This is a genomic window from Bordetella genomosp. 12 (assembly GCF_002261355.1).
Classification (GTDB): domain Bacteria; phylum Pseudomonadota; class Gammaproteobacteria; order Burkholderiales; family Burkholderiaceae_B; genus Bordetella.
In genome coordinates, this window is sequence record NZ_NEVU01000002.1 from 131,556 (window position 1) to 156,290 (window position 24,735).

Annotated in this window: 22 protein-coding genes; 16 read left to right on the forward strand and 6 right to left on the reverse strand. The window is 63.5% G+C overall.

What is annotated here, in order from left to right; all coding sequences use genetic code 11:
* The first annotated feature begins 1 nt into the window (after position 1).
* From CAL22_RS06025 to CAL22_RS06080, 12 genes are read left to right on the forward strand one after another with little or no spacing between them, the layout of a single operon-like run.
* Positions 2-1,258 carry an NADH-quinone oxidoreductase subunit D gene (locus CAL22_RS06025; protein WP_094811377.1) on the forward strand — a complete coding sequence of 419 codons (1,257 nt, stop codon included), beginning with the start codon at positions 2-4 and terminating at the stop codon, positions 1,256-1,258.
* Between the two features lie 41 nt (positions 1,259-1,299).
* A complete protein-coding gene (nuoE, locus tag CAL22_RS06030; RefSeq protein WP_094811379.1) occupies positions 1,300-1,794 on the forward strand; it encodes an NADH-quinone oxidoreductase subunit NuoE in 495 nt (164 codons plus the stop codon).
* The gene (nuoF, locus tag CAL22_RS06035) at positions 1,791-3,158 is read left to right on the forward strand and encodes an NADH-quinone oxidoreductase subunit NuoF (RefSeq protein ID WP_094811381.1); all 1,368 of its coding nucleotides are present in this window, start codon (positions 1,791-1,793) and stop codon (positions 3,156-3,158) included. The genes nuoE and nuoF overlap by 4 nt, the downstream gene beginning before the upstream one ends.
* A 15-nt stretch (positions 3,159-3,173) precedes the next feature.
* Entirely contained in the window at positions 3,174-5,501 is a 2,328-nt protein-coding gene (gene nuoG, locus CAL22_RS06040; RefSeq protein ID WP_094811383.1) for an NADH-quinone oxidoreductase subunit NuoG, read from the forward strand.
* Positions 5,501-6,574, forward strand: a complete 1,074-nt coding sequence (gene nuoH / locus CAL22_RS06045) for an NADH-quinone oxidoreductase subunit NuoH (protein ID WP_094811385.1) — start codon at positions 5,501-5,503, stop codon at positions 6,572-6,574. The genes nuoG and nuoH overlap by 1 nt, the downstream gene beginning before the upstream one ends.
* Positions 6,575-6,595: 21 nt before the next feature.
* A complete protein-coding gene (gene nuoI, locus CAL22_RS06050; protein ID WP_029578775.1) occupies positions 6,596-7,084 on the forward strand; it encodes an NADH-quinone oxidoreductase subunit NuoI in 489 nt (162 codons plus the stop codon).
* Between the two features lie 17 nt (positions 7,085-7,101).
* Positions 7,102-7,737, forward strand: coding sequence for an NADH-quinone oxidoreductase subunit J (locus CAL22_RS06055; RefSeq protein WP_094811387.1), 636 nt, complete (start codon positions 7,102-7,104; stop codon positions 7,735-7,737).
* Positions 7,734-8,042, forward strand: a complete 309-nt coding sequence (gene nuoK / locus CAL22_RS06060; RefSeq protein ID WP_029578773.1) for an NADH-quinone oxidoreductase subunit NuoK — start codon at positions 7,734-7,736, stop codon at positions 8,040-8,042. The genes CAL22_RS06055 and nuoK overlap by 4 nt, the downstream gene beginning before the upstream one ends.
* 17 nt (positions 8,043-8,059) lie before the next feature.
* Positions 8,060-10,093, forward strand: a complete 2,034-nt coding sequence (gene nuoL, locus CAL22_RS06065) for an NADH-quinone oxidoreductase subunit L (RefSeq protein WP_094811389.1) — start codon at positions 8,060-8,062, stop codon at positions 10,091-10,093.
* A complete protein-coding gene (locus CAL22_RS06070; RefSeq protein WP_094811390.1) occupies positions 10,090-11,592 on the forward strand; it encodes an NADH-quinone oxidoreductase subunit M in 1,503 nt (500 codons plus the stop codon). Before nuoL ends, CAL22_RS06070 begins: the two co-directional genes overlap by 4 nt.
* 9 nt (positions 11,593-11,601) lie before the next feature.
* A complete protein-coding gene (gene nuoN, locus CAL22_RS06075; RefSeq protein WP_094811392.1) occupies positions 11,602-13,086 on the forward strand; it encodes an NADH-quinone oxidoreductase subunit NuoN in 1,485 nt (494 codons plus the stop codon).
* A 7-nt stretch (positions 13,087-13,093) separates the two neighbouring features.
* Complete coding sequence (locus tag CAL22_RS06080) at positions 13,094-13,408, forward strand: DUF2818 family protein (protein WP_094811394.1); 315 nt, start codon at positions 13,094-13,096, stop codon at positions 13,406-13,408.
* Positions 13,409-13,480: 72 nt separating this feature from the next.
* Here the strand turns inward: CAL22_RS06080 and serB are convergent, their stop codons facing one another.
* Complete coding sequence (serB, locus tag CAL22_RS06085) at positions 13,481-14,338, reverse strand: phosphoserine phosphatase SerB (RefSeq protein ID WP_094811396.1); 858 nt, start codon at positions 14,336-14,338, stop codon at positions 13,481-13,483.
* Between the two features lie 25 nt (positions 14,339-14,363).
* Entirely contained in the window at positions 14,364-17,828 is a 3,465-nt protein-coding gene (mfd, locus tag CAL22_RS06090; protein WP_094811398.1) for a transcription-repair coupling factor, read from the reverse strand.
* A gap of 28 nt (positions 17,829-17,856) precedes the next feature.
* Here mfd and ispD point away from each other — a divergent pair, with 28 nt between their 5' ends.
* Together ispD and ispF are read left to right on the forward strand one after the other, a co-directional pair.
* Positions 17,857-18,558, forward strand: coding sequence for a 2-C-methyl-D-erythritol 4-phosphate cytidylyltransferase (gene ispD / locus CAL22_RS06095; RefSeq protein ID WP_094811400.1), 702 nt, complete (start codon positions 17,857-17,859; stop codon positions 18,556-18,558).
* Complete coding sequence (gene ispF, locus CAL22_RS06100) at positions 18,555-19,043, forward strand: 2-C-methyl-D-erythritol 2,4-cyclodiphosphate synthase (protein ID WP_094811402.1); 489 nt, start codon at positions 18,555-18,557, stop codon at positions 19,041-19,043. The genes ispD and ispF overlap by 4 nt, the downstream gene beginning before the upstream one ends.
* Before the next feature lie 63 nt (positions 19,044-19,106).
* Here ispF and CAL22_RS06105 read toward each other — a convergent pair whose 3' ends face one another.
* The 4 genes from CAL22_RS06105 to risA form a co-directional block, all read right to left on the reverse strand.
* Positions 19,107-19,625 (reverse strand): carboxymuconolactone decarboxylase family protein, encoded by a 519-nt coding sequence (locus CAL22_RS06105; RefSeq protein ID WP_094811404.1) that lies wholly within the window; start codon positions 19,623-19,625, stop codon positions 19,107-19,109.
* A 56-nt stretch (positions 19,626-19,681) separates the two neighbouring features.
* On the reverse strand, positions 19,682-20,230 hold the full coding sequence (locus CAL22_RS06110) for a peroxiredoxin (RefSeq protein WP_094811406.1): 549 nt from the start codon (positions 20,228-20,230) through the stop codon (positions 19,682-19,684).
* Positions 20,231-20,296: 66 nt separating this feature from the next.
* Positions 20,297-21,691: a sensor histidine kinase RisS gene (gene risS / locus CAL22_RS06115; protein ID WP_094811408.1), complete on the reverse strand. Its 1,395-nt coding sequence runs from the start codon at positions 21,689-21,691 to the stop codon at positions 20,297-20,299.
* 34 nt (positions 21,692-21,725) lie between these two features.
* The gene (risA, locus tag CAL22_RS06120) at positions 21,726-22,460 is read right to left on the reverse strand and encodes a response regulator transcription factor RisA (protein ID WP_003813882.1); all 735 of its coding nucleotides are present in this window, start codon (positions 22,458-22,460) and stop codon (positions 21,726-21,728) included.
* 130 nt (positions 22,461-22,590) lie between these two features.
* Between risA and tsaB the strand changes: the two genes are divergently transcribed.
* Positions 22,591-23,853, forward strand: a complete 1,263-nt coding sequence (tsaB, locus tag CAL22_RS06125; RefSeq protein ID WP_094811410.1) for a tRNA (adenosine(37)-N6)-threonylcarbamoyltransferase complex dimerization subunit type 1 TsaB — start codon at positions 22,591-22,593, stop codon at positions 23,851-23,853.
* Positions 23,853-24,704 (forward strand): uracil-DNA glycosylase, encoded by an 852-nt coding sequence (locus CAL22_RS06130; protein WP_143276966.1) that lies wholly within the window; start codon positions 23,853-23,855, stop codon positions 24,702-24,704. The genes tsaB and CAL22_RS06130 overlap by 1 nt, the downstream gene beginning before the upstream one ends.
* Positions 24,705-24,735 lie beyond the last annotated feature (31 nt).

Genomic DNA, 24,735 nt, shown 5'->3' on the forward strand with positions numbered 1-24,735 from the left:
CATGGCAGAAATCAAGAACTACACGCTCAACTTCGGTCCGCAACACCCGGCCGCGCACGGTGTGCTGCGCCTGGTGCTCGAACTCGACGGCGAAGTGATTCAGCGCGCCGATCCGCACATCGGCCTGCTGCACCGTGCCACCGAAAAGCTGGCCGAACACAAGACCTTCATCCAGGCGCTGCCCTATATGGACCGCCTGGACTATGTGTCCATGATGTGCAATGAGCACGCCTACGTCATGGCCATCGAAAAGATGCTGGGCATCGAGGCGCCGCTGCGTGCGCAATACATCCGTGTGATGTTCGATGAAATCACCCGCATCCTGAATCACCTGATGTCGCTGGGTTCGCACGCGCTGGACGTGGGCGCGATGGCGGTGTTTCTGTACGCCTTCCGCGAACGTGAAGATCTGATGGACTGCTACGAGGCGGTGTCGGGCGCGCGCATGCACGCGGCCTACTACCGTCCGGGCGGCGTGTATCGCGATCTGCCGGACACCATGTCGCAGTACGGCGAGAGCAGCAAGTACCGCAGCGACAAAGAACTGCGCCTCATGAACGACGCGCGTTCGGGTTCGCTGCTGGACTTCATCGAAGATTTCACCAATCGTTTCCCGGCCTGTGTCGACGAGTACGAGACGCTGCTGACCGATAACCGTATCTGGAAGCAGCGTCTGGTGGGCATCGGCGTGGTCGACCCTGATCGCGCCAAGGCGCTGGGCTTTACCGGCCCGATGCTGCGGGGTTCGGGCGTGGCCTGGGACCTGCGCAAGACCCAGCCTTACGAAGTCTACGATCTGATGGACTTCGATGTGCCGGTCGGCGTCAACGGCGATTGCTACGACCGATATCTGGTCCGCGTTGCCGAGCTGCGTGAAAGCAACCGCATCATCCGCCAGTGCGTGGAGTGGCTGCGCAACAACCCGGGTCCGGTCATGATCGAGAACCACAAGGTTGCACCGCCCAAGCGCGCAGAGATGAAGAGCAACATGGAGGAGCTGATCCACCATTTCAAGCTCTTCACTGAAGGCTTCCACGTTCCTCCGGGCGAAGCTTATGGCGCGGTGGAGCATCCCAAGGGCGAATTCGGCATCTATCTGGTGTCCGACGGCGCCAACAAACCTTACCGTCTGAAGATTCGGGCGCCCGGTTTTGCCCACCTGCAGTCGTTGGATGAAATGTCGCGCGGCCACATGATCGCCGACGCCGTCACCATCATCGGCACGCAGGACATCGTTTTCGGCGAAATCGACCGCTGATTCATCAGTCTAGAGCGCCCGCATAAATCCGGATTCAAACTATGCTGCTTTCCGCACAGGCCTACCAGAAGATCGACCGCGAACTCGCGAAGTTCCCGGCCGACCAACGGCAGTCGGCCATCATGGCTTCGCTTGCCATCGCGCAAGAAGAGAAGGGCTGGTTGCCTGCTGAAATCATTGAAGACGTGGCCAATTACATTGGCGTGCCGCCCATCGCGGTCCAGGAAGTCGCCACGTTCTACAACATGTTCGACGTCAAGCCCGTCGGCACCCACAAGATCTCTGTCTGCACCAATTTGCCCTGTGCCTTGCGCGACGGCGAAAAGGCCGCCGACTACCTCAAGCGCAAGCTTGGCGTGAATTTCCGCGAGACCACGGCCGACGGCCAGTTCACTCTCGTCGAGGGCGAATGCATGGGCGCCTGCGGCGACTCGCCGGTGCTGATCGTCAATAACAAGCACATGTGCGTACGCATGTCAGAGCAGAAGCTTGACGCCCTGATCGATGGCCTGAAGTCGCAAGGAGAATCGGCATGAACGCGCCGGAATTGTTCAAGCAACTGGGTACCGGCCTGACGGTCGATCCCGGCGCCGATCTGTCGACTTCGATGATCTTCCACGGCCGCCACCTGGGCCCGCAGATCCTCGACGGTCTCGATGGCGCGAACTGGCATCTGGAAGATTACGTCAAGCGTGGCGGTTACGAAGCCCTGCGCAAGATCCTGACCACCGGCATGAAGCCGGAGGACGTCATTGCCGAGGTCAAGGCCTCGGGTCTGCGCGGCCGGGGCGGTGCGGGCTTCCCCACCGGCCTGAAGTGGAGCTTCATGCCGCGCGCCTTCCCGGGCCAGAAGTACCTGGTCTGCAATTCGGACGAAGGCGAGCCGGGCACGTTCAAGGATCGTGACATCCTGCGTTTTAACCCGCATATCGTGATCGAGGGCATGGCGATTGCCGCTTTCGCCATGGGTATCAGCGTGGGTTACAACTATATCCACGGCGAAATCTTCGAAGTGTACGAACGCTTCGAAGCCGCGCTCGAAGAGGCGCGCGCCGCCGGCTTTCTTGGCGACAAGCTGCTGGGTTCGGATTTCAGCTTCCAGCTGCATGCCTTCCACGGCTACGGCGCCTATATCTGCGGTGAGGAAACGGCCCTGCTCGAATCGCTGGAAGGCAAGAAAGGCCAGCCGCGCTTCAAGCCGCCTTTCCCGGCCAGCTTCGGTCTGTACGGCAAGCCCACGACCATCAACAACACCGAAACCTTCGCGGCGGTGCCCTGGATCATCCGCAATGGCGGCCAGGCCTACCTCGAGGTCGGCAAGCCCAACAACGGCGGCACCAAGATCTTCTCGATCACCGGCGACGTCGAGCGGCCGGGCAACTACGAGATCCCCATGGGCACGCCGTTCTCCAAGCTGCTGGAGCTGGCGGGCGGCATGCGCGGCGGCAAGAAGCTCAAGGCGGTGATTCCGGGCGGATCCAGCGCGCCGGTGCTGCCTGCCGACATCATCATGGAATGCACGATGGACTATGACTCCATCGCCAAGGCCGGCTCCATGCTGGGTTCGGGCGCGGTCATCGTCATGGACGAAACCCGTTGCATGGTGAAGTCGCTGCTGCGTCTGTCGTACTTCTATTTCGAAGAAAGCTGCGGTCAATGCACGCCTTGCCGTGAAGGCACGGGCTGGCTCTACCGCATGGTGCACCGTATCGAGACCGGCCATGGCCGTCCGGAAGACCTGGACATGCTCGACAACGTTGCCAGCAATATCATGGGCCGCACCATTTGCGCCCTGGGCGATGCTGCCGCCATGCCGGTGCGCGGCTTCATCAAGCATTTTCGCGACGAATTCGCGCACCACATCGAGCACAAGTCTTGTGTGGTCCCGCAATATCTGTAGGTCTCAGGAACAGCAATGGTTGAACTAACCGTCGACGGCAATAAAGTCGAAGTGCCCGAGGGCAGCATGGTGATGCATGCGGCCCAGAAGATCGGGCTTTACGTGCCGCATTTCTGCTACCACAAGAAACTGTCCATCGCGGCCAACTGCCGCATGTGCCTGGTTGAAGTGGAAAAAGCGCCCAAGGCGCTGCCGGCCTGCGCCACCCCCGTGACCAATGGCATGGTGGTGCACACCTGCTCCGAGAAGGCCAAGGCCGCCCAGAAATCGGTCATGGAATTCCTTCTCATCAATCACCCGCTTGACTGCCCGATCTGTGATCAGGGCGGCGAGTGCCAGTTGCAGGATCTGGCCGTGGGCTACGGTGGCTCTTCCTCGCGTTATCACGAGGAAAAGCGCGTGGTCTTCCACAAGGATCTGGGCCCGCTGGTCTCGGCCGAGGAAATGTCGCGCTGCATTCACTGCACCCGCTGCGTGCGTTTCGGTCAGGAAATCGGCGGCATGATGGAACTGGGCATGCTCAATCGTGGCGAGCATTCCGAGATCACCTCTTTCGTCGGCCGGTCGATCGAGTCCGAGTTGTCGGGCAATATGATCGATATCTGTCCGGTCGGCGCGCTGACATCCAAGCCGTTCCGCTACAGCGCCCGTACCTGGGAACTCGCCCGCCGCCGTTCCGTCAGCCCGCACGACAGCGTCGGTGCCAACCTGGTCGTCCAGGTCAAGGGCGACCGTGTGCTGCGTGTGGTGCCCTTCGAGAACGAAGATGTCAACGAGTGCTGGATCAGCGATCGTGACCGCTTCTCCTATGAAGGCCTGAACGTCGAAGATCGTCTGGCCGCGCCGATGATTCGTGGCACCGATGGCCAGTGGCAGGAAGCCTCCTGGGCCGATGCGCTGCAGGCCGTCGCGCAAGGGCTGTCGCGGGTGCGCGAAAGCGCCGGCGCCGGCCAGATCGGCGCGCTGGCGACCGAGTACGCCACCACCGAAGAGTTCTCCCTGCTGGCGCGCCTGACGCGTGCCCTGGGTTCGGAGAACATCGATTTCCGCCTGCGCCAGACCGATGCCGCTTTCGACGCCGCCCTGTCGGGCGCGCCGTGGCTGGGCATGCCGATCGCCGAACTCGACAATCTGGATCGTGTGCTGGTGGTGGGTTCCTTCCTGCGCAAGGACCATCCTCTGATGGCGCAGCGCCTGCGTCAGGCCGTCAAGCGCGGCACGCAAGTGCTGCTGCTCGACAGCGCCGCGGACGATCCCTTGCTGCCGGTGGCCGCCCGCCTGACGGTCGCGCCCTCCGAGCTGGCCCGTGGCTTGGCCGAAGTGGTCGTGGCCCTGGCTCAGGCCAAGCAGCTCGCCGTGCCGGCTGAATTCGCCGCGCTCACGCCGGGCGAAGAGGCCAAGCGCATTGCCGCCAGCCTCGCCTCGGGCAGCAATGCTGCCGTGCTGCTGGGCAATCTGGCCGTGGCCGCGCCCAACGCCGCCACGCTGGCCGCCAATGCGCGCGCCATCGCCGAGCTGGCCGGTGCCAAGTTTGGTTTCCTGACGGCAGGCGGCAATACGGTGGGCGGCTATCTGGCCGGCGCCGTGCCGGGCCGGGGCGGAAAAACGGCCGCGCAGATGCTGGCCGAACCGCTCAAAGCCTACGTCGTGCTGCACGCCGAGCCGACGCTCGACGCCGACAACGGTCCCCAGGCGCTTGCCGCGCTGCGCGGGGCGCAGTTCGCCGTGGCCCTGACTTCCTATCGTTCTTCAGCCGAAGAATGGGCCGATGTCATGCTGCCCGTGGCGCCGTTTACCGAAACCTCGGGCACCTTCGTCAACGCCGCCGGCGTGGCGCAGAGCTTCAAGGGCACGGTCGCGCCGCATGGCCAATCGCGTCCGGCCTGGAAGGTTCTGCGTGTGTTGGGCAATGTGCTGCACCTGGCCGGTTTCGAGGACGAAACCTCCGAAGCGGTGCGCGACGCAGCGCTGGCCGGTGGCATCGAAGGCCGCCTGTCCAACGACATCAACGCCGCGCTCGGCGTGGGCCAACCCGCCGGTGCGCTCGAGCGCCTGGCCGATGTGCCCATCTACCGCAGCGATGCGATGGTGCGCCGTTCGGCGCCCTTGCAAGCGCACGCGGCTTCGCGCGCGCCCAAGGCCCGCATGAACGCCCGCACGCTGGCCGCCCTGGGCCTGGAAGCCGGCGCCAAGGTGCGCGTGTCTTCCGCGCAGGGCGCCGTCGAGTTGGAGGCCGCGCTGGATCAGGCCGTGGCCGATAACGCCGTGCGTGTGGCCGCCGCCTTTGCGCAAACTGCCGCCCTGGGCGGTGCCTTCGGTCAAATCAGCGTGGAGCGTGCCTGATGGAATGGCTCAATGTTCTTGAAAGCCAGGGTCAGGCATTGCTCGGTCCGACGGCTTGGTTGGTGATCTGGACGATCATCAAGATCGTCTGCATCGCAGTGCCCATCATTCTTTGCGTGGCCTATCTCACTTACTGGGAACGCAAGATGATCGGCTGGATGCACGTGCGTCTTGGGCCCACCCGCGTGGGTTTCAAGGGGTTGCTGCAGCCGTTTGCCGACGTCTTCAAGTTGCTCACCAAAGAAGTGGTGGTGCCGTCCGAGGCCAACAAAATCCTGTTCATCGTCGCGCCGGTCGTGACGCTGATGCCGGCGCTGGCCGCCTGGGCGGTGGTTCCCTTCGGTCCTGAAACTGTGCTGGCCAACGTCAACGCCGGCCTGCTCTACATCATGGCCATCACCTCGATCGGGGTGTACGGCGTGATCGTGGCCGGCTGGGCGTCCAACTCCAAGTACGCCTTCCTGGGCGCCTTGCGGGCCTCGGCGCAGATGGTGTCGTACGAGCTGGCCATCGGTTTCGTGCTGGTGACGGTCCTGCTGGTGTCCGGCAGCCTGAACATGAACGAGATCGTCATGGGGCAGGGACGCGGCTGGTTCGCCGGCCATGGCCTGACCTTCCTGTCGTGGAACTGGTTGCCGCTGCTGCCCTTGTTCGTCATCTACGTGATCTCGGCGGTTGCGGAAACCAACCGCCACCCGTTCGACGTGGTTGAAGGCGAATCGGAAATCGTGGCCGGCCACATGGTCGAGTACTCGGGCATGGCCTTCGCCCTGTTCTTCCTGGGCGAGTACGCCAACATGATTCTGCTGTCGGCGATGGCGTCGATCATGTTCCTCGGCGGCTGGATGGCGCCGATCGACATGGCCCCGTTCACGTGGGTGCCGGGTTGGCTCTGGTTGGGCATCAAGACTTTCTTCGTGGTGTCGCTGTTCATTTGGTTCCGCGCGTCGTTCCCGCGTTACCGCTATGACCAGATCATGCGTTTGGGCTGGAAGATCTTCATCCCGCTGACCGGCGTGTGGCTGGTCGTCGTCGCGGTCTGGATGCAGACGCCCTGGAACATTTGGCGCTAAGGCGCCGGATCGAGGCTGGATATGGAAGCGATCAAGGATTTTTTCGGCAGCCTGCTGCTGACCGAGTTGTTCAAGGGTATGCGCCTGACAGGCAAGTACTTTTTCAAGCGCAAGATGACCTTGCGCTATCCCATGGAGAAGACGCCGGCGTCGCCGCGTTTCCGGGGGCTGCATGCGTTGCGCCGCTATCCCAACGGGGAAGAGCGTTGCATCGCCTGCAAACTCTGTGAAGCCGTCTGCCCGGCGCTGGCCATCACGATCGAGTCGGATCAACGCGAGGACGGCACGCGCCGCACCACGCGCTACGACATCGATCTGACCAAGTGCATCTTCTGCGGCTTCTGTGAGGAAAGCTGCCCGGTGGACTCCATCGTGGAAACGCATATTCACGAGTACCACGGCGAAAAGCGCGGTGATCTGTACTTCACCAAAGACATGCTGCTCGCCGTCGGCGACCGCTACGAAGCCGAAATCGCCCAACGCCGGGCCGAAGACGCGCCTTACCGTTGATCGCCAGGGTCTGATCCATGACTTTTACTTCTGTCCTGTTCTACTTACTGGCTTTCGTCCTGGTGGTGGCCGCTTTCCGCGTCATCACCGCGCGTAGCCCCGTGACCGCCGTCCTGCACCTGATCCTGGCCTTCGCGAATGCGGCCATGCTCTGGATGCTGCTAGGCGCGGAGTTCCTGGCCCTGTTGCTGGTGCTGGTCTATGTCGGCGCCGTGATGGTGCTCTTCCTGTTCGTCGTGATGATGCTCGATATCCGTATCGATCACCTGCGCCGCGGCCTGAAGACGTATCTGCCGCTGGGCCTGGTCATCGGCTTGATCCTGGTGCTGGAAATGGGCTTCGTGCTCTTTACCACCTGGGGCGATGCCGGTCCGCAGGTCGCCATGGCGGGTGACTACAACAATGCCCGCGCGCTGGGCGAAGCCATGTACACGCAGTATGTGTTCGGCGTCGAAGTCGGTGCCGCGCTGTTGCTGGTCGGTATGGTCGCGGCCATTGCCCTGACCCTGCGCCGCCGTCGCGACGCCAAGTACAACGATCCGGTTGCCGCCGTGCGCGTGCGGGCCAAGGACCGCTTCCGCCTGGTCAAGATGACGGCCCAGAGCGAGCGCGCCCAAGGCCAGGCTGCCGCCGAGCAAGGAGAAAAACAATGACCATCACCCTGGCCCATTACCTGATTCTCGGGGCGATCCTGTTCGCCATCGGCATCTTCGGCATTTTCCTGAACCGCCGCAATCTGATCATTCTGCTGATGTCCATCGAGCTGGTGCTCCTGGCCGTCAACATGAACTTCGTGGCGTTTTCGAGCTGGTTCGGCGACACGGCCGGCCAGGTGTTCGTGTTCTTCATCCTGACCGTGGCTGCCGCTGAAGCCGCCATCGGCCTGGCGATTCTGGTGCTGTTGTTCCGCAACCTGAACACGATCAACGTTGACGAACTCGATCGCCTGAAGGGCTGACGGGGTATTGGAAGAAAATGTCTAGCTCACCCAATCTCTATTTGCTTATCGCGTTGGCCCCGCTGGCCGGCGCGATCCTGGCCGGCCTGTTCGGCACAGGGTTCCTGGGCCGTCCTATCGGACGCCGCGGGGCGCATTGCATCACCATTCTGTTCGTGGCGATTTCCGCCATCGGTTCGTTGTTCGTGCTGCGTGATGTGCTCAACGGCCACACCTTCGACGGCGCGGTCTACACCTGGACGCTGATCGGTCACACCAAGCTCGAAATCGGCTTTCTGATCGATTCGCTGTCGGCCATGATGATGGTCGTGGTGACGTCGGTGTCGCTGATGGTGCACATCTACACCATTGGCTACATGGCCGACGATCCCGGCTACCAGCGCTTCTTCGCCTACATCTCCTTGTTCACCTTCTCCATGCTGATGCTGGTGATGTCGAACAATATGGTGCAGTTGTTCTTCGGCTGGGAAGCCGTGGGTCTGGTGTCGTATCTGCTGATCGGCTTCTGGTATACCCGCCCGACGGCCATCTTCGCCAATATGAAAGCCTTCCTGATCAACCGGGTGGGCGACTTCGGCTTCGTGCTCGGCATCGGCCTGCTGTTCGCTTACGCGGGCACCATGCATTACGGCGAGGTGTTCGCCCAGGCCGACAAGCTGGCTGCCCTGAAGCTGCCGGGCAGCGACTGGATGCTCCTGACCGTGGCCTGCATCTGCTTGTTCATCGGCGCCATGGGTAAATCGGCCCAGGTGCCGCTGCATGCCTGGCTGCCGGACTCGATGGAAGGCCCGACCCCGATCTCGGCCCTGATCCACGCCGCCACCATGGTGACGGCCGGGATTTTCATGGTTGCCCGGTTTTCGCCCTTGTTCGAGCTGTCGAACGTGGCGCTGTCCTTCATCATCGTCATCGGTGCCATCGGCGCGCTCTTTCTGGGCATCCTGGGCATCATCCAGAACGACATCAAACGCGTGGTGGCGTATTCCACGCTGTCGCAGCTGGGCTACATGACGGTGGCACTGGGCGCCTCGGCCTACTCGGTGGCGATCTTCCACCTCATGACCCATGCCTTCTTCAAGGCGCTGCTGTTCCTGGGCGCGGGCTCGGTGATCATCGGCATGCATCACGATCAGGACATCCGCCATATGGGCGGCCTGCGCAAGTACATGCCCATCACCTGGATCACCTTCCTGCTGGGTACGCTGGCCCTGGTCGGCACGCCGTTCTTCTCGGGTTTCTATTCCAAGGAACAGATCATCGAGGCGGCGGGTGCGGCCAATGTCTGGGGCGCGAGTTTTGCGTACTACGCCACCATGACCGGCGTGTTCATCACCTCGCTGTACTCCTTCCGCGTCTACTTCCTCGTCTTCCACGGCAAGGAACGCTTCCCGACGCATGATGATCACGGTCATGACGCTCACGCGGCGCACGGCCATGACGATCACGGTCACGATGACCATCATCATGGCGGCACGCCGCATGAATCGCCCTGGGTGGTCACGCTGCCGCTGGTGCTGTTGGCCATCCCGTCGGTCATCATCGGCGCGCTGGTGGTCGACCCCATGCTCTTTGGCAAGTTCTTCGATGGCGTGATCACGGTGTTGCCGCAGCATCCGGCCATGCATGAATTGCGCGAAGAGTGGCACGGCTGGGTGGCTTTCGGCCTGCATGCGTTCCAGACCCTGCCGTTCTGGCTGGTGGTGGCTGGCGCCGTCATCGCCTGGTACTGCTATCTGATCAACCCCAAGGTGCCGGCCAAGATTCAGGCCAGCCTCTCGGGCGTGAACAAGGTGCTGGAGAACAAGTATTACGTGGACTGGGTCAACGAGCAGATCATCGCTCGCGGTGCGCGCTGCCTCGGCCGTGGCCTGTGGCAGACCGGTGACCGGGGCCTGATCGACGGCCTGCTGGTCAACGGCAGTGCCCGCGTGGTGGGCTGGGTGGCTGCGGTCAGCCGCCACCTCCAGTCGGGCTACATCTATCACTACGCGTTCGCGATGATCATCGGCATCATGGCGCTGGTGACTTTCTTTGTGCTGATTCCCCAATGATGGCAAGCGAGATGGCATCCAACAATTTCCCCTGGCTTACGCTTGCGATCTTTGTTCCGATCGTATTCGGTCTGCTGGTGCTGGCGGTGGGCCGTGACGACCGTCCCTGCCTGACGCGGGGGCTGTCGCTGATCGGCGCGGTCGCTGGCTTCCTGGTCACCATTCCCCTGTACACCGGTTTCGACAAAACCACTGCCGCAATGCAGTTCGTCGAGAAGGCGTCCTGGATCGAAGCGTTCAACGTCAATTACCACCTCGGCGTTGACGGCATTTCCGTCTGGTTCGTGCTGCTGACCGCCTTCGTCACCATCATCGTGGTGGCGGCGGGCTGGGAGGTCATCACCAACCGCGTGTCGCAGTACATGGCGGCCTTTCTGATCCTGTCGGGTCTGATGGTTGGCGTGTTCTCGGCGCTGGACGGCTTGCTGTTTTACGTGTTTTTCGAAGCCACGCTGATCCCGATGTACATCATCGTCGGGGTATGGGGCGGACCGAATCGCGTGTACGCGGCCTTCAAGTTCTTCCTCTACACGCTGATGGGTTCGCTGCTGACGCTGGTGGCGTTCGTCTACCTGTGGCATGCCTCGGGGGGTTCCTTCGACATCCTGACCTGGCAGCAGACCAAGCTCGGTTATACGCCGCAGATCCTGATCTTCGTCGCCTTGCTGGCCGCCTTTGCCGTCAAGGTGCCGATGTGGCCGGTGCATACCTGGCTGCCCGACGCGCACGTCGAGGCCCCCACGGGCGGCTCGGTGGTGCTGGCGGCCATCATGCTCAAGCTGGGCGCCTATGGTTTCCTGCGCTTCTCGCTGCCCATCGCGCCCGATGCCTCGCATAGCCTGGCCGGCATGATGATCACGCTGTCGCTGATCGCCGTGATCTACATCGGCCTGGTCGCCATCGTCCAGGAAGACATGAAGAAGCTGGTGGCTTATTCGTCGGTGGCCCACATGGGCTTCGTGACCTTGGGCTTCTTTGTCTTCAACACGGCCGGCGTCGAAGGCGCCATCGTGCAGATGATTTCCCACGGTTTCGTCTCCGGCGCGATGTTCCTGTGTATCGGCGTGCTTTACGACCGTATGCACAGCCGCCGCATCGCCGATTACGGTGGCGTGGTCAATGTCATGCCGCGTTTCGCGACTTTCTTCGTGCTCTTTTCGATGGCCAACAGCGGCCTGCCGGCCACCAGTGGCTTCGTCGGCGAGTTCATGGTCATCATGGGCGCGGTCGAGCACAACTTCTGGGTCGGCCTGCTGGCAGCCACGGCCCTGATTCTGGGAGCTTCCTACTCGCTGTGGATGGTCAAGCGCGTGGTCTTCGGTGACATCACCAATGAGCATGTTCGCGAAATGTCCGACCTGAACCGCCGCGAGTTCTGGATTCTCGGTGTCATGGCGATCGCCGTGTTGTACATGGGGATCTATCCCAAGCCCTTTACCGATGTCATGCATGTGTCGGTGGAGGCCCTGCTGCAACACGTGGCCGTCTCGAAACTGTAAGACTAGACAATGATGCAATCCCACATCGATTTCGCTTTGGCCACACCAGAGATCCTGCTGCTGGTGCTGGCGCTGGCCGTGTTGCTCGTCGACGCGGTAAGCACCCATCCGGAACGCAAGACCACTTACGTGCTGACCTTGTGTACGCTGGCCGTCCTGACGGTGGTCTCCCTGGTTCAATGGAAGAACGGTGTCAGCGGCAAAACCTTCAATGGCATGTATGTCACGGATGCCTTTTCGCATCTGCTGAAGATCACCTCGTACATCGCGGTGGCCGTCACGCTGATTTACGGCCGGCTCTACGCCCAGGCTCGTGACATGCTGCGTGGCGGGGAGCTCTACGTTCTGACCCTGATGGCGCTGTTGGGCCAGATGGTCATGATCTCCTCGGGCAATCTGATCTCCATCTATCTTGGCCTGGAGCTCATGTCTCTGGCCCTGTATGCCCTGATCGCGTTGCGTCGTGACGACGCCGTGGCCACCGAAGCCGCCATGAAGTACTTCGTGCTGGGTGCCTTGGCGTCGGGTTTCCTGCTCTATGGCATGTCCATGGTGTATGGCGCCACCGGCCACCTCGATCTGGCCGAGATCGCCCGCGTCATCAGCGCCGGCCAGGCGCAGGCGCTGCCGCTGGTGTTCGGCATCGTGTTCCTGGTTGCCGGTCTGGCGTTCAAGCTGGGCGCCGTGCCTTTCCATATGTGGGTGCCGGATGTCTATCAAGGTTCGCCCACGGCCGTGACCCTGATCCTGGGTGGTGCCCCCAAGCTGGCCGCTTTCGCCATCACGATGCGCCTGCTGGTCGATGGCCTGCACGGCCTGGCCGCGGACTGGCAGCCCATGCTCATGATTCTTGCGGTGCTGTCGCTGGCGATCGGTAATCTGACGGCCATCGCCCAGACGAACTTCAAGCGCATGCTGGCCTATTCCACCATTTCGCACATGGGCTTCGTGCTCCTGGGCCTGATGGCCGGTGTGGTCGACGGCAAGCCGGATGCGGCTTCGGCGGCCTACGGCGCGTCGCTGTTCTACATGATCACCTATGTGCTGACCACGCTGGCCAGCTTCGGTATCGTGCTGCTGCTGTCGCGTCAGGGCTTCGAATGCGAAAGCATCGATGATCTGAAGGGCCTGAACCGCCGCAGCCCGTGGCATGCGCTCATCGTGCTGCTGCTGATGTTCTCCTTGGCCGGTATTCCGCCGCTGGTGGGCTTTTACGCCAAGCTGGCGATTCTGCAGGCTGTCGTCGAGTCGGGCCATGTCGCCCTGGCCGTCATCGCCGTGCTGTTTTCGCTGATCGGTGCCTTCTACTACCTGCGCGTGGTCAAGGTCGTTTACTTCGACGAGCCCGTGGGCGAAGCCGCTCCGGTGACGGGCACCTGCCTGCAACGCGGTGTGTTGTCGGTCAACGGCGCGCTAATCCTCATCCTGGGCATCCTGCCGGGTGGCCTGATGGCCCTGTGCGTGCAGGTCATCAGGAGCTCGCTGGGCGGTTGATCCCCCCGTGAGTCAGACCCTGGCCGTCTGGTTGCTGATCGCGCTGGCTTTTGTCAGCGCGAATCTGCCCTTCCTGACGGACAGGGTTTTTGCCGTCTGGGCGCGCAAGAACGGCAAACCGGTGGCGTTGCGCTTGCTGGAGTTGCTGGTTTACTACCTGATCGTCGGCCTGGCGGGCCAGGCCTTCGAGTCGGCCTTGGGCAATCCCTTTGCTCAGACTTGGGAGTTCTACGCCATTACCTTGAGCCTGTATGTGGTATTGGCGTTTCCGGGCTTCGTCTATCGTTATCTGTATCAACGCAGGCGCGGGCGCCCAGCGTGACAAAGCCTCCCAGCGGGAGGCTTTTGTTTTATTGCATCAGCCGGCGTGGCCGCGCGCTGCGGCGGCGCCGCCTCAACCCTCGAACCAGTTCAGAACGCCGTCCAGGCCGCTGACGCTCAGTGCGTAAGGCGTTTGTTGCCGCACGATGGGCTTGGCGTGATAGGCGACCGCATAGCGGGCACGGGCCAGCATGAGCAGATCATTGGCCCCGTCACCCAGTGCGATGGTCTGGTCGGCGCTGGCGCCATGCTCACGGGCGAAGGCCTCCAGGTGGCGTGCCTTGGCCGCGCCGTCGAGGATATCGCCCTGCACGCGGCCCGTGAGCTTGCCTTCGGCGTCGATTTCCAGCGTATTGGCGTGAGCGCTGTCGAGCTTGAGCCGGGCGCGCAGCCGTTCGGTAAAAAACGTGAAGCCGCCGGACACCAGCAGTGTCTTGATGCCGGCCGCCTGAACGGAGGTAAGCAGTTGCTCCGCGCCAGGATTCAGCCGGAGTTTTTCTTCGTAGACCCGCTCGAGCACCGTGGCCGGCGTGCCTTGCAGCAGCGCGACCCGCCGGCGCAGGCTTTCGGAGAAGTCCTTGATCTCGCCACGCATGGCCGCCTCGGTGATCTGCGCCACTTGTTCGCCTACCCCCGCGCACGCCGCGATCTCGTCGATGCATTCGATATTGATCAGGGTGGAGTCCATGTCCATGGCCAGCACCTTGCAACTGGCGAGCTTGAGCCCGGCCGGCACAAAGGCGGTATCGACGGCGTGGCGTTCGGCCCACTCGCGGACTTCCGCGCGCGTATCGTCGTCGGCGGCCACATTGAGCAGCCGCGCAGCGGTGGTGGTGATGCGCGCGATGCCTTCGGCGCGGGCCAGGGCCGCCAACTGCTCGGCATGATGGGCAGTAAGGCCCGGCGACTGAATGATGAGATGGGTGCTCATGGGTAGGTGCGTGAGGATGGGCGGGTTATTTTAACGAGCGCAGTACGGCGCGCACGGCGTCGGCGCGCGCGGCGGTTTGCGGCGCGGTGATCTCGATGCGCAGTTTGTCCTGGCCGGACAGTTTGATGTGCCGCTGCTTTTGCACCAGTTCGATGATACGCAGGGGATCGACCGCGGCCTTGGGGCCAAACTGCAGCAGCGCCTGGGTTTCGCTGACGTCGATCTTGACGATGCCCAGGGGCTCGGCCGCCAGGCGCAGGCGATGCGTCATCAACAGGGTCTGGGCGGGTTCGGGCAGCTTGCCGAAACGGTCGATCAGTTCTTCCTGGATGCGGATCAGATCATCTTCATCCTGGGCGTGGGACAGCCGTTTGTAGATAGCCAGCCGCCCATGAACGTCGGGGCAGTAATCGGCCGGCAGCAGCGCGGGCGCATGCAGATTGACCTCGCACGCCAGATTGAACGGCGCGTCGAGATCCGGCTCTTCGCCGGATTTCAGCGCACGCACCGCTTCGCTGAGCATCTCGTTGTACATCGAGAAGCCGACTTCCTGGATATTGCCCGATTGCGAGTCACCCAGAATCTCGCCCGTGCCGCGAATTTCCAGGTCATGCATGGCGAGGTAAAAGCCCGAGCCCAGTTCTTCCATGGCCTGGATGGCTTCCAGGCGCTTTTTGGCATTGCTGGTGATGGCGTCTTCACCCGGCGTGAGCAAGTAGGCGTAGGCCTGGTGGTGAGAGCGACCCACCCGGCCGCGCAATTGATGCAGCTGGGCCAGGCCGAAGCGGTCGGCGCGATGGATCACGATCGTGTTGGCACTGGGCACGTCGATGCCGGTTTCGATGATCGTGGTGCACAGCAGCACGTTGAAGCGCTGTTGATAAAAGTCTTTCATGACCTGTTCGAGCTCGCGCTCGGGCATCTGGCCATGCGCCACGCCGATACGGGCCTCGGGGACAAGCTCTTCCAGGCGCGCCCGCCGGTTATGGATGGTCTCGACCTCGTTGTGCAGGAAATAGGCCTGGCCGCCCCGCTTGAGTTCGCGCAGCAGTGCTTCGCGTATGGTGCTGCCATCTTCGCGCCGCACGAAGGTTTTGATCGCCAGGCGTTTCTGCGGCGCGGTGGCGATCACTGAAAAGTCGCGGATGCCTTCGAGCGACATACCCAGCGTGCGCGGGATGGGCGTGGCCGTGAGGGTCAGGACGTCGACCTCGGCGCGCAAGGCCTTGAGCGTTTCCTTCTGGCGCACGCCGAAACGATGCTCTTCGTCGATGATCACCAGACCGAGACGCTTGAAGCGCACGTCCTTGGAGAGGATTTTGTGCGTGCCGATCACGATATCCACGCGCCCGTCATTGATGCCTTCGATGGCCGCGCTGACTTCCTTGGCCGAGCGAAAGCGCGACAGCTCCACCACGCGCACGGGCCAGTCGGCAAAGCGATCCGAAAACGTCTGGGCGTGTTGTTCGGCCAGCAGAGTGGTCGGGCAGAGCAGGGCGACCTGTTTGCCGTTGGCCACGGCCAGAAAGGCCGCGCGCAGGGCGACTTCGGTCTTGCCGAAACCCACGTCGCCGCACACCAGGCGGTCCATGGGCTTGCCCGAGGTCATGTCCATGATGACGGCCTGGATGGCGGCGGATTGATCCGGCGTCTCTTCGAAGCCAAAGCCCTCGGCAAAGGCTTCGTAATCCGAAAGCGGCAGATTGAAGGCATAGCCCTCACGCGCGGCGCGCTGTGCATACAGGGCGAGCAATTCGGCGGCGGTATCGCGCACCTGCTTGGCGGCTTTCTTGCGCGCCTTGTCCCATTGCCCGGAGCCCAGCTGATGCAAGGGAGCGGCGTCGGGATCGGCGCCGCTGTAGCGCGCGATCACGTGCAATTGCGATACCGGCACATAGAGCGTGGCGCCGCTGGCGTACTGCAGATGCAGAAACTCCATCTCGCCTTCGCCCATGTCCATATTCACCAGGCCGTGGTAGCGGCCGATGCCATGCTGAGCATGGACGACAGGGTCGCCTTCGCGCAATTCGGCCAGGTCGCGGACCATGGCTTCGACGTTGCTGCTGCCTTCCTGAGCGCGTTTGCCGCGCCGCTTGATGCCGGCATTGCCGGGATAAAGGTCATTCTCGGTGAGGAAGACCAGGCCGCCGTCGGCCAGGCCGAACCCCGCGCTCAGCGGCGCGATGGTCAGCCCGAAGTTGGCCGGCGTGAACAGAAAGGCGGCGATGTTGTCGGTCTGTTCGCCAGGTGCCAGACCTTGCTCGACCAGCATCTGCGACAGCGTTTCGCGGCGGCCGGCCGAATCGGCGCACAGCAGGACGCGCGCGCCGGGGCGTGCGACCAGCGCCCGGAGTTTGGCCACCGGATCTTCGGCGCGCCGGGCCACGGCCACATCCGGGGCATTGCGGAAATCCGGATGGGGCGGCTCGCCCGTGAGCGCCAGCCGCGCGAAGTCCTTGAAGCCGGTGTAGAGGGCTTCCCCGTCAAGGAAGAGGGCCGCCGGCGGCAGGACGGGCCGCTCGCGGTCGCTCTTCAGAAATTGATAGCGGCTGGCCGTGTCCTGGGAAAAACGCTGAATGGCGTCGTCGATATTGCCCAGCGTGACCGTCAGCGTGCCGCTTTTGAGATAGTCGAACAAGGTAGCCGTCTGCTCGAAAAACAGCGGCAGGTAGTATTCGACGCCGGCAAAAGCGATGCCGTTGCCGATGTCTTTGTAGGGCAGGGCCCGGGACGGATCGCCTTCGAAGACTTCGCGAAAACGCGCGCGGAAATGATTGCGCGCCTCTTCGTCCATCGGAAACTCGCGCCCCGGCAGCAATTGCACCTCGGCCACGGGGTAGAGGCTGCGCTGAGTGTCGACATCGAAGGCGCGGATGGACTCGATTTCGTCGTCGAAGAGGTCCAGGCGGTACGGCACCACGGACCCCATGGGGAATAGATCGACCAGCCCGCCGCGCAGGCAGAACTCTCCCGGCGCGGTGACCTGGGTCACGTGGGTGTAGTTGGCCAGCGTCAGTTGCGCGCGTAGCGCCGCCTCGTCGAGTTTGTCGCGCTGCCGGAAGGAGAAGGTATAGGCCGCCAGGAACGCGGGCGGCGGCAAGCGGTACAAGGCCGTCGTGACCGGTACGGTCAGGATGTCGACCGACTCGGTCATCAGCGCGTGCAGCGTGTGCAGGCGCTCCGAGATCAGGTCCTGGTGCGGAGAGAAAGCGTCATAGGGCAGGGTTTCCCAATCGGGCAACTGCCGCACGCGCAGCTCCGGCGCAAACAGCGGGATCTCATCGGCCAGGCGCTGCGCCTGCAAGGGATCTGCCGCCAGCACGACGATGGGTTTGCGGGCCTGGCGTGCCAGGTCGGCAAGCAGCCATCCATCGCCCGAACCGGGGGGGCAAGGTTGAACAAAGCGCGTCCCGGGTTTGAGGGCGGCCAGGGTAGAGGAGGTGGAAGGCAGCTGCGTATCCACTGAGGCGGGGGGCGAGGAGTCATGCATTGCCGGGAAATTATAAAATCTCCTGATCATGTCTGACTCCTTAATCGCAATTGTTCCTGCCGCCGGCGTCGGCAGCCGCGCCAGCGGCCGTGCCGCCGACGGTTTGCCCAAGCAATATCGTCCGCTGGGTGGACTACCCATGCTGCGGCGGGCGGTGCTCGCGCTGCTGGCCGATCCGCGCATCGAGCAGGTCCGGGTGGCCGTCAGCCCTCAGGACGCCTGGGTGGCGCAGACGCTGGCGGGCCTGCCGCGCACCGTCTGGCGGCCCTGCGGCGGGCCGACGCGGGCCGATACGGTGGCGGCGGCGCTGGAGGAGGCGGCCTTGCCTGATGCGAGCTGGGTGCTGGTGCACGATGCGGCGCGGCCGGGCTTGCCGGCGCAGGCGCTCGCACGGCTCATCGACGCCTGCCAGAATGACGCGGTCGGCGGCTTGTTGGCGCTGCCGGTGGCCGATACGGTCAAGGCCGCCAGGCCAGAGGCCGCACAGGACGCGCGCGTGCGCGCGACGGTCGACAGAGAGGGCCTGTGGCTGGCGCAGACCCCGCAGATGTTTCGCGCCGGCCTGTTGCGGCACGCGTTGCAACAGGCGCGCGTGCAGGCAGCGGCCGTCACCGACGAGGCTTCAGCCATCGAGGCGCTGGGCCTGGCGCCGCGCCTCGTGCTGGGGTCGGCGCGTAATTTCAAGGTGACCTGGCCGGATGATTTCGCTTTGATGGAAAAATGGTTATGACAATTCCCTTTCGGGTTGGGCAAGGTTTTGATGTGCATGCGCTGGTCGCAGGCCGGCCGTTGATCATTGGCGGCGTGACGATCGAGCACACCCATGGTTTGCTGGGGCACTCCGATGCGGATGTGCTGCTGCACGCGGTAACCGATGCGGTCCTGGGGGCGGCGGGCCTGGGCGATATCGGCCGGCATTTTCCGGATACGGATCCGCGCTTCAAGGGCGCCGACAGCCGGGTGCTGCTGCGCGAGGCCATGGCGCGTGTGCGCGAGGCAGGGTGGCAGGTCGTCAACGTGGATGCCACGGTGCACGCCCAGGCGCCCAAGATCGGCCCGCATGCCGCGGCCATGGTGGCCCATATCGCCGCCGACCTGAATATCGATGCCACGGCGGTCAACGTCAAGGCCAAGACCAACGAGAGCCTGGGCTATCTGGGCCGCAAAGAGGGCATCGCCGCCACCGTCGTGGCGCTCATCGCCCGGATCGGCTGAGCCCGCGCACTGCCAAAAAAAAGCCGGCTCGTCTGGGCGAGCCGGCTTGTCAGCGCACGGGGCTTATTTGCCTTGCGCGGCCAGCGCCAGGGCGGCAGCGTTGATCACCGACGCAATGCGGCCGGCATCGCGCAACTGCTCGGTGGACAGGCCGTCCTTCTTCAGATTTTCGTAGTGCGATTGCACGCAGAAATGGCACTTGCCGACGATGGAAGCGACCAGCGCGAACAGCTCGAAGCGCTTCTTGTCGACGCCGCCGTGGCTGGCGTAGGCGTTCATGCGCAACTGCGCCGGCAGGCTCTTGAGCTGGGCGTCGCCGCTCATCTCGACATAGGGATACCAGGTGTTGTTCATGCCCATGAGGGCGGCTGCGGTCAAGGCGGCATTGGCGTCGGTTTCCGACAGCGCGCCCTTGAAGGCATTGATCAGAAAAGCATTGCCCGAGGCATAGGCGGCGGCCAGGCCAGCGCCCAGCGCATCCTCTTGCGACAGGGTGGAACGCGCAATCACGCTATCCAGATTCAGGCGAATGTCCTTGGCCCAATCCGGTAGTTGATCCTTGATGGTAGAAAGGAATTCCATAGTTTTTACCTATAGTCTGGAGGGAGAAAAGGCCCGGACGAGCCGGGCCCATGGCATTACAGCGTAGCGCCGCCCACGTTGCGGTTGCACGGGCAGAGTTCGTCCGTTTGCAGACCGTCCAGCAAGCGCAGCACTTCTTCAGGGTTGCGGCCGACGTTCAGGTTGTTGACCGAAACGTGCTGAATGGTGTTGTCGGGATCGACGATGAAGGTGGCGCGCAGGGCAACGCCGGCAGCCTTCTCACGCACGCCCAGTTGGTCGATCAGCGCGCCGGTGGTGTCGCCGAATTGGTAGTGACCCAGCTTGTTGAGGTCCGGGTGCTCACGGCGCCAGGCCAGCTTGACGAATTCGTTGTCGCTCGAGCCACCCAGCAAGACGGCGTCGCGGTCTTCGAAATCCTTGGCCAGCTTGTTGAAGCCGACGATTTCGGTCGGGCACACGAAGGTGAAATCCTTCGGGTAGAAATAGATCACCTTCCACTTGCCGGGGAACGAGCTTTCGGTGATTTCTTCAAAGGCGGAAACGCCGTTTTCTTCGTGCTGATTGAAGCCGGGCTTGACGCCGGTGACCTTGAAAGGCTCGAGCTTATCGCCAACAGTTTTCATGTGGTACTACTCCCAATAAGTTGTTGGTGGAGGTGGAGCGTGAAGCTCCAAACCGCTAATTCTACGCTATTGATTTGCCGTGTCTAATTGATAATTCCTAAACTTGGCTTTGGGTAACTCTATCCTGGCCGTGAGTCCGCCGCCTGGTCGGGGCAGCATGCGCAGCGAGCCGCCGACGTGCTTGAGCAGGCGTTCGACAATGGCCAATCCGAGCCCCGCGCCACTGACGCCGGTGCGGGCGGCCTCGCCGCGCGAGAACGGCCGCAACAGGCGCTCGACCTCTTCGGCGGCGATACCCGGGCCCCGGTCGGAGACTTCGATGGCCAGCGTATTGCCCTCGGATTGCACGGTCATGACCAGATGAGCCAGGCCGTCCGTCGAGCGGCCGTAGCGCCGCGCGTTTTCGATGAGATTGCCCACGATGCGCTTCAGATCCAGGGCCGTGATCCGTGCCCGCAGGCCGGGTTCGATGCTGGCCTCCAGTTCGCCGCCGACCGAGGACGTGTGGCTGCGTTCGCGCTCGTACAGCTCACTGAGCACCGAGGAAATATCCGTGGCCAGTTGCGGCAGGGTGCCGGCCGGGCGCGCATATTCCATCAATTGCCCGATACTGTGGTCGATCTGGCCCAGATCTTCGTCGATGGCCTGGCGCGCGTCCTCGGACACCCCGCTCATCTCGATTTCCAGACGCATGCGTGCCAGGGGCGTGCGTAGATCGTGCGAGATGCCCGCCAGCATGAGTTCGCGGTCCGCCTCGGCTTGGCGCAAGTCTTTCGCCATGCGGTTGAAGGACGCATTGAGATCACGGATTTCCCGCGGCCCTTGTTCGGGCAGAGGGGCCGGTGTCTCGCCGCGGGACAGCACCTGGGCGGCCCGGGCCAGCCGCGAGAGCGGCCGGTTGACAAAGCCCACGCTGACTGCCGCGCCCACCAATGACAGCAGCAGTGCCGTCGCACCCCAGCCCAGCCATTCGATGCCGCCGGTCAGTCCGATCTGCTCGCGCTCGAACACCAGCCAATAAAGATCCTGATCGATCCGGAAGCTTACCCAGAACCCGGGAACCTGATTCACGCTCCAGGCGATCTGGGTATCGGGGCCAAAACGGGTGCGGATGTGCTGCGCGACGCGTTGCCAGTAGTCGTCGTCGGGCAGCGCCTCGGTGAAATCCGTGATTTCGCGCGGATAGACCTGGATGCCCTCGTTGGTGGCCAGATCCAGCAGCAGTTTGCTGCGTTCGTCGGCATGGGAATAGATCAGCGCGGTGCGGGTGATATTGACCGCGGTGATGACCCGCTGCGCCATTTGATTGGCGCGCGGCCCCAGTTCCATGCTGAAGAACACCTGCAGCCAGGCCGCCAGGCTCACGAGCATGAGTGCGGCCAGCAGCAAAAAGGTGCGCCCGAACAAGCCGAGGCGCAACCCTGAAGTGAGTTTCTTTATACTTTTCTGCAATGGGGGCACGAGGCTTTGCTCCTGCCCGGTGGGGCCAGCTTAATCAGCTGCCACCATCCGGGACGAAGACGTATCCCAGGCCCCAAACGGTTTGAATGAAGACGGGTTTCGAAGGATTGGGTTCGATCAGTTTGCGCAGGCGTGAGATCTGCACGTCCAGGCTGCGATCGAAGGCCTCGTATTCACGGCCGCGCGCCAGCTCCATGAGCTTGTCGCGCGACAGGGGGATCTTCGGGTGGCGGGCGAAGACCTTCAAGACCGAGAATTCGCCGGTTGTGATGGGCACCTGTTCGCCGTTGCGGGTCAGGGTGCGGGTCGAGAGGTTCAGCACATAGGGGCCGAACGCGATCGATTCGTTTTCCTGGCTGGGGGCGCCCGGATGCTCTTCCGTGCCGCGGCGGCGCAGGATCGCATTGATGCGGGCCAGCAGTTCGCGCGGGTTGAAAGGCTTGGACAGATAATCGTCGGCGCCCATTTCCAGGCCGACGATGCGGTCGATTTCCTCGGCCTTGGCAGTCAGCATGATGATGGGCGTGTTGTCGTGGCCGCCGCGCAGCCGGCGGCAGATCGACAGGCCATCCTCGCCCGGAAGCATCAGGTCGAGCACGAGCAGGTCAAAGTGCTCACGTTGCCAGAGCTTGCCCATTTCCTTGGCATCTTCGGCAACGAAGACATTGAACCCTTGTTCCGACAGGTAGCGGCGCAGCAGATCGCGCAGTCGCGGATCATCGTCGACAACCAGGATCTTGCGGGTGGGGGTGGTGTTTTGCGTATTCATGGCCAAAAATGTAACAGTGACAAGAATCGGCGGCTAGTGGGTATTCACAAGATATTACATATTGCACGGGAACGTAGAGTTTCTTCTTACATTCAGGGCACTTGGCGCTGATTTCGTACAATTGAGTCCTATGGATCTCAACCTGCTTGCCTTTGAAACATCTTCTTCGCGCTGCGGCGTGGCCTTGCTGCGGCGGCGCGCCGGCGAGGAACACCTGACCGTGCTGGAACACGAGGGTGCCCAGGAGCATGCCGAGCGCTTGCTGCCCATGGCCCGGCGGCTGCTTGACGAGGCCGGGCTGTCTGCCCAGGCGCTGCACGCCGTGGCGTTTGGCCAGGGGCCGGGCGGCTTCACCGGCTTGCGCGTGGCTTGCGGCGTGGCTCAGGGGATGGCCATGGGGCTGGAGATTCCGGTTTTGCCCGTGGTCTCCCACCTGGCGGTGGCGGAGGCGGCCGGGGCGCTGTATGGACAGGCCGTCGTGGTGGCGCTCGATGCCCGCATGGAGGAGGTCTATGCGGCTGTGTACCGGCGGGTGCCGAGCGCGCAGGGCCCCGCCTGGGAGGTGCTGCAGCCGCCCCTGCTGATCGCGGCGGGCGAGTTGCTGCCCTGGGTCCGGCATCAATTACCGCTCTGGCGGCTCGATGGCCCGCCCTTGCTGGCCGGCGACGCCTGGATGGTGTATCCCGAAGCCATGGCCGTGCCGCCCGGTTGGCCGCAGCGTCCGGCGGCCCGACCCCAGGCGGCCGAAGTGGCCCGGCTGGCCGAGCGGGATTGGCAGCAAGGGCTGAGGCTGGATCCCGAGTTGGCGGCCCCGCTGTACGTGCGCGACAAGGTCGCTTTCACGACGGCGGAGCGCCAGCAGGGCCTGGGCGGCAATCCCAGGGCCGAGCCCGCCGTCGTCACGGTTCAGGCGCCGTTGAGCGAGGGCGGCGAATTCACACCCGAGCCCATGACGGCTGCGGATCTTCCGGCCGTGGCCGAGTTGGAGGCGCGAGTCCAGGCTTTTCCTTGGACGCAAGGCAATTTCGCGGATGCGCTGGCGGCCGGTTACGACTGCTGCGTGTTGCGCAAGGGATCGCGGGTCGTCGGATTTTGCGTGCTCATGCATGCCCCCGACGTCTCTCATATTCTGGTCATCGCCGTCGATCGCGACAGCCAGCGCCAGGGTCTGGGCCGCCGGCTGATCGCCTGGAGCGCGGCGCGCGCCCGTGCGCACGCGGTGCCCGCGCTGCTGCTGGAGGTCCGGCCCTCCAACCAGAATGCGCTGGACTTTTATGCCGGGCAAGGCTTTCTGCGCGTGGGCGTGCGCCGCGACTACTATCCCGCCGGCCATGGCAAGCGTGAGGATGCCTGGGTCATGCAGAAGGCCCTTGCGCCCGAGGCGGCGGCATGATGGCGACCGTGCGGGTCAATCCTTTGCAGCGCCTGTGGCTGCGCGAAATCGGGATCGATAAAACCTGGCTGCGTGCCCCTGCGCCCGGTGATGCGGCCGCTGTTCCCGTGCCCGCCGGCTCTGCCATGGCCCCGGCCGTCGAGCCGCCCGTCCCGCCCGCGCCGGTTGCCAAGCTTGCGCCTGCGATGCGGCCCGAGTCCCCGCCCGCCCGGCCCGCCAAGGCCGAGCCGACGGTGGTCGAGGTGGCCGCGCCCGGCCATGCCGGCGTCGAGGTCGCGCGGCGCGTGGCGGGTCAGGATCTGGCGCAATTGGAGCGTGAGGTTTTCGCCTGCACGGCTTGCGGGCTGTGTCAGGGCCGTAAACATTCGGTGTTCGGCGAGGGCGCGCGGCCGGCCCGCTGGTTGGTGGTGGGCGAGGCGCCGGGCGAACAGGAAGACCGGCGCGGCCTGCCTTTCGTGGGGCGTTCGGGGCAGTTGCTCGACGCCATGCTGGCGTCGGTCGGCATGAGTCGCGAGCGCGATGTCTTCATTGCCAATGTGATCAAATGCCGCCCGCCAGGCAACCGGAATCCCAAGCCGGAAGAAATCGCTGCCTGCAGCCCGTATTTGATGCGCCAGATCGACTTGATCGAGCCGGACCGCATTCTGGTGCTGGGCCGCTTTGCCGCGCAGGCGCTGCTGGGGACCGACGCCACGATCGGCACGCTGCGCGGCCGCCGGCACACGCTCAAAACCGGGCAGGGCCGCGAGATTCCGGTGATCGTGAGCTACCACCCGGCCTATCTGCTGCGCAGCCCGTCCGAAAAGGCCCGGGCCTGGCAGGATCTGCAATTGGCGCTGCGGGAGGCCTGAGCCGGCAGCGCCTGTGGCGCGTGGCCGATGA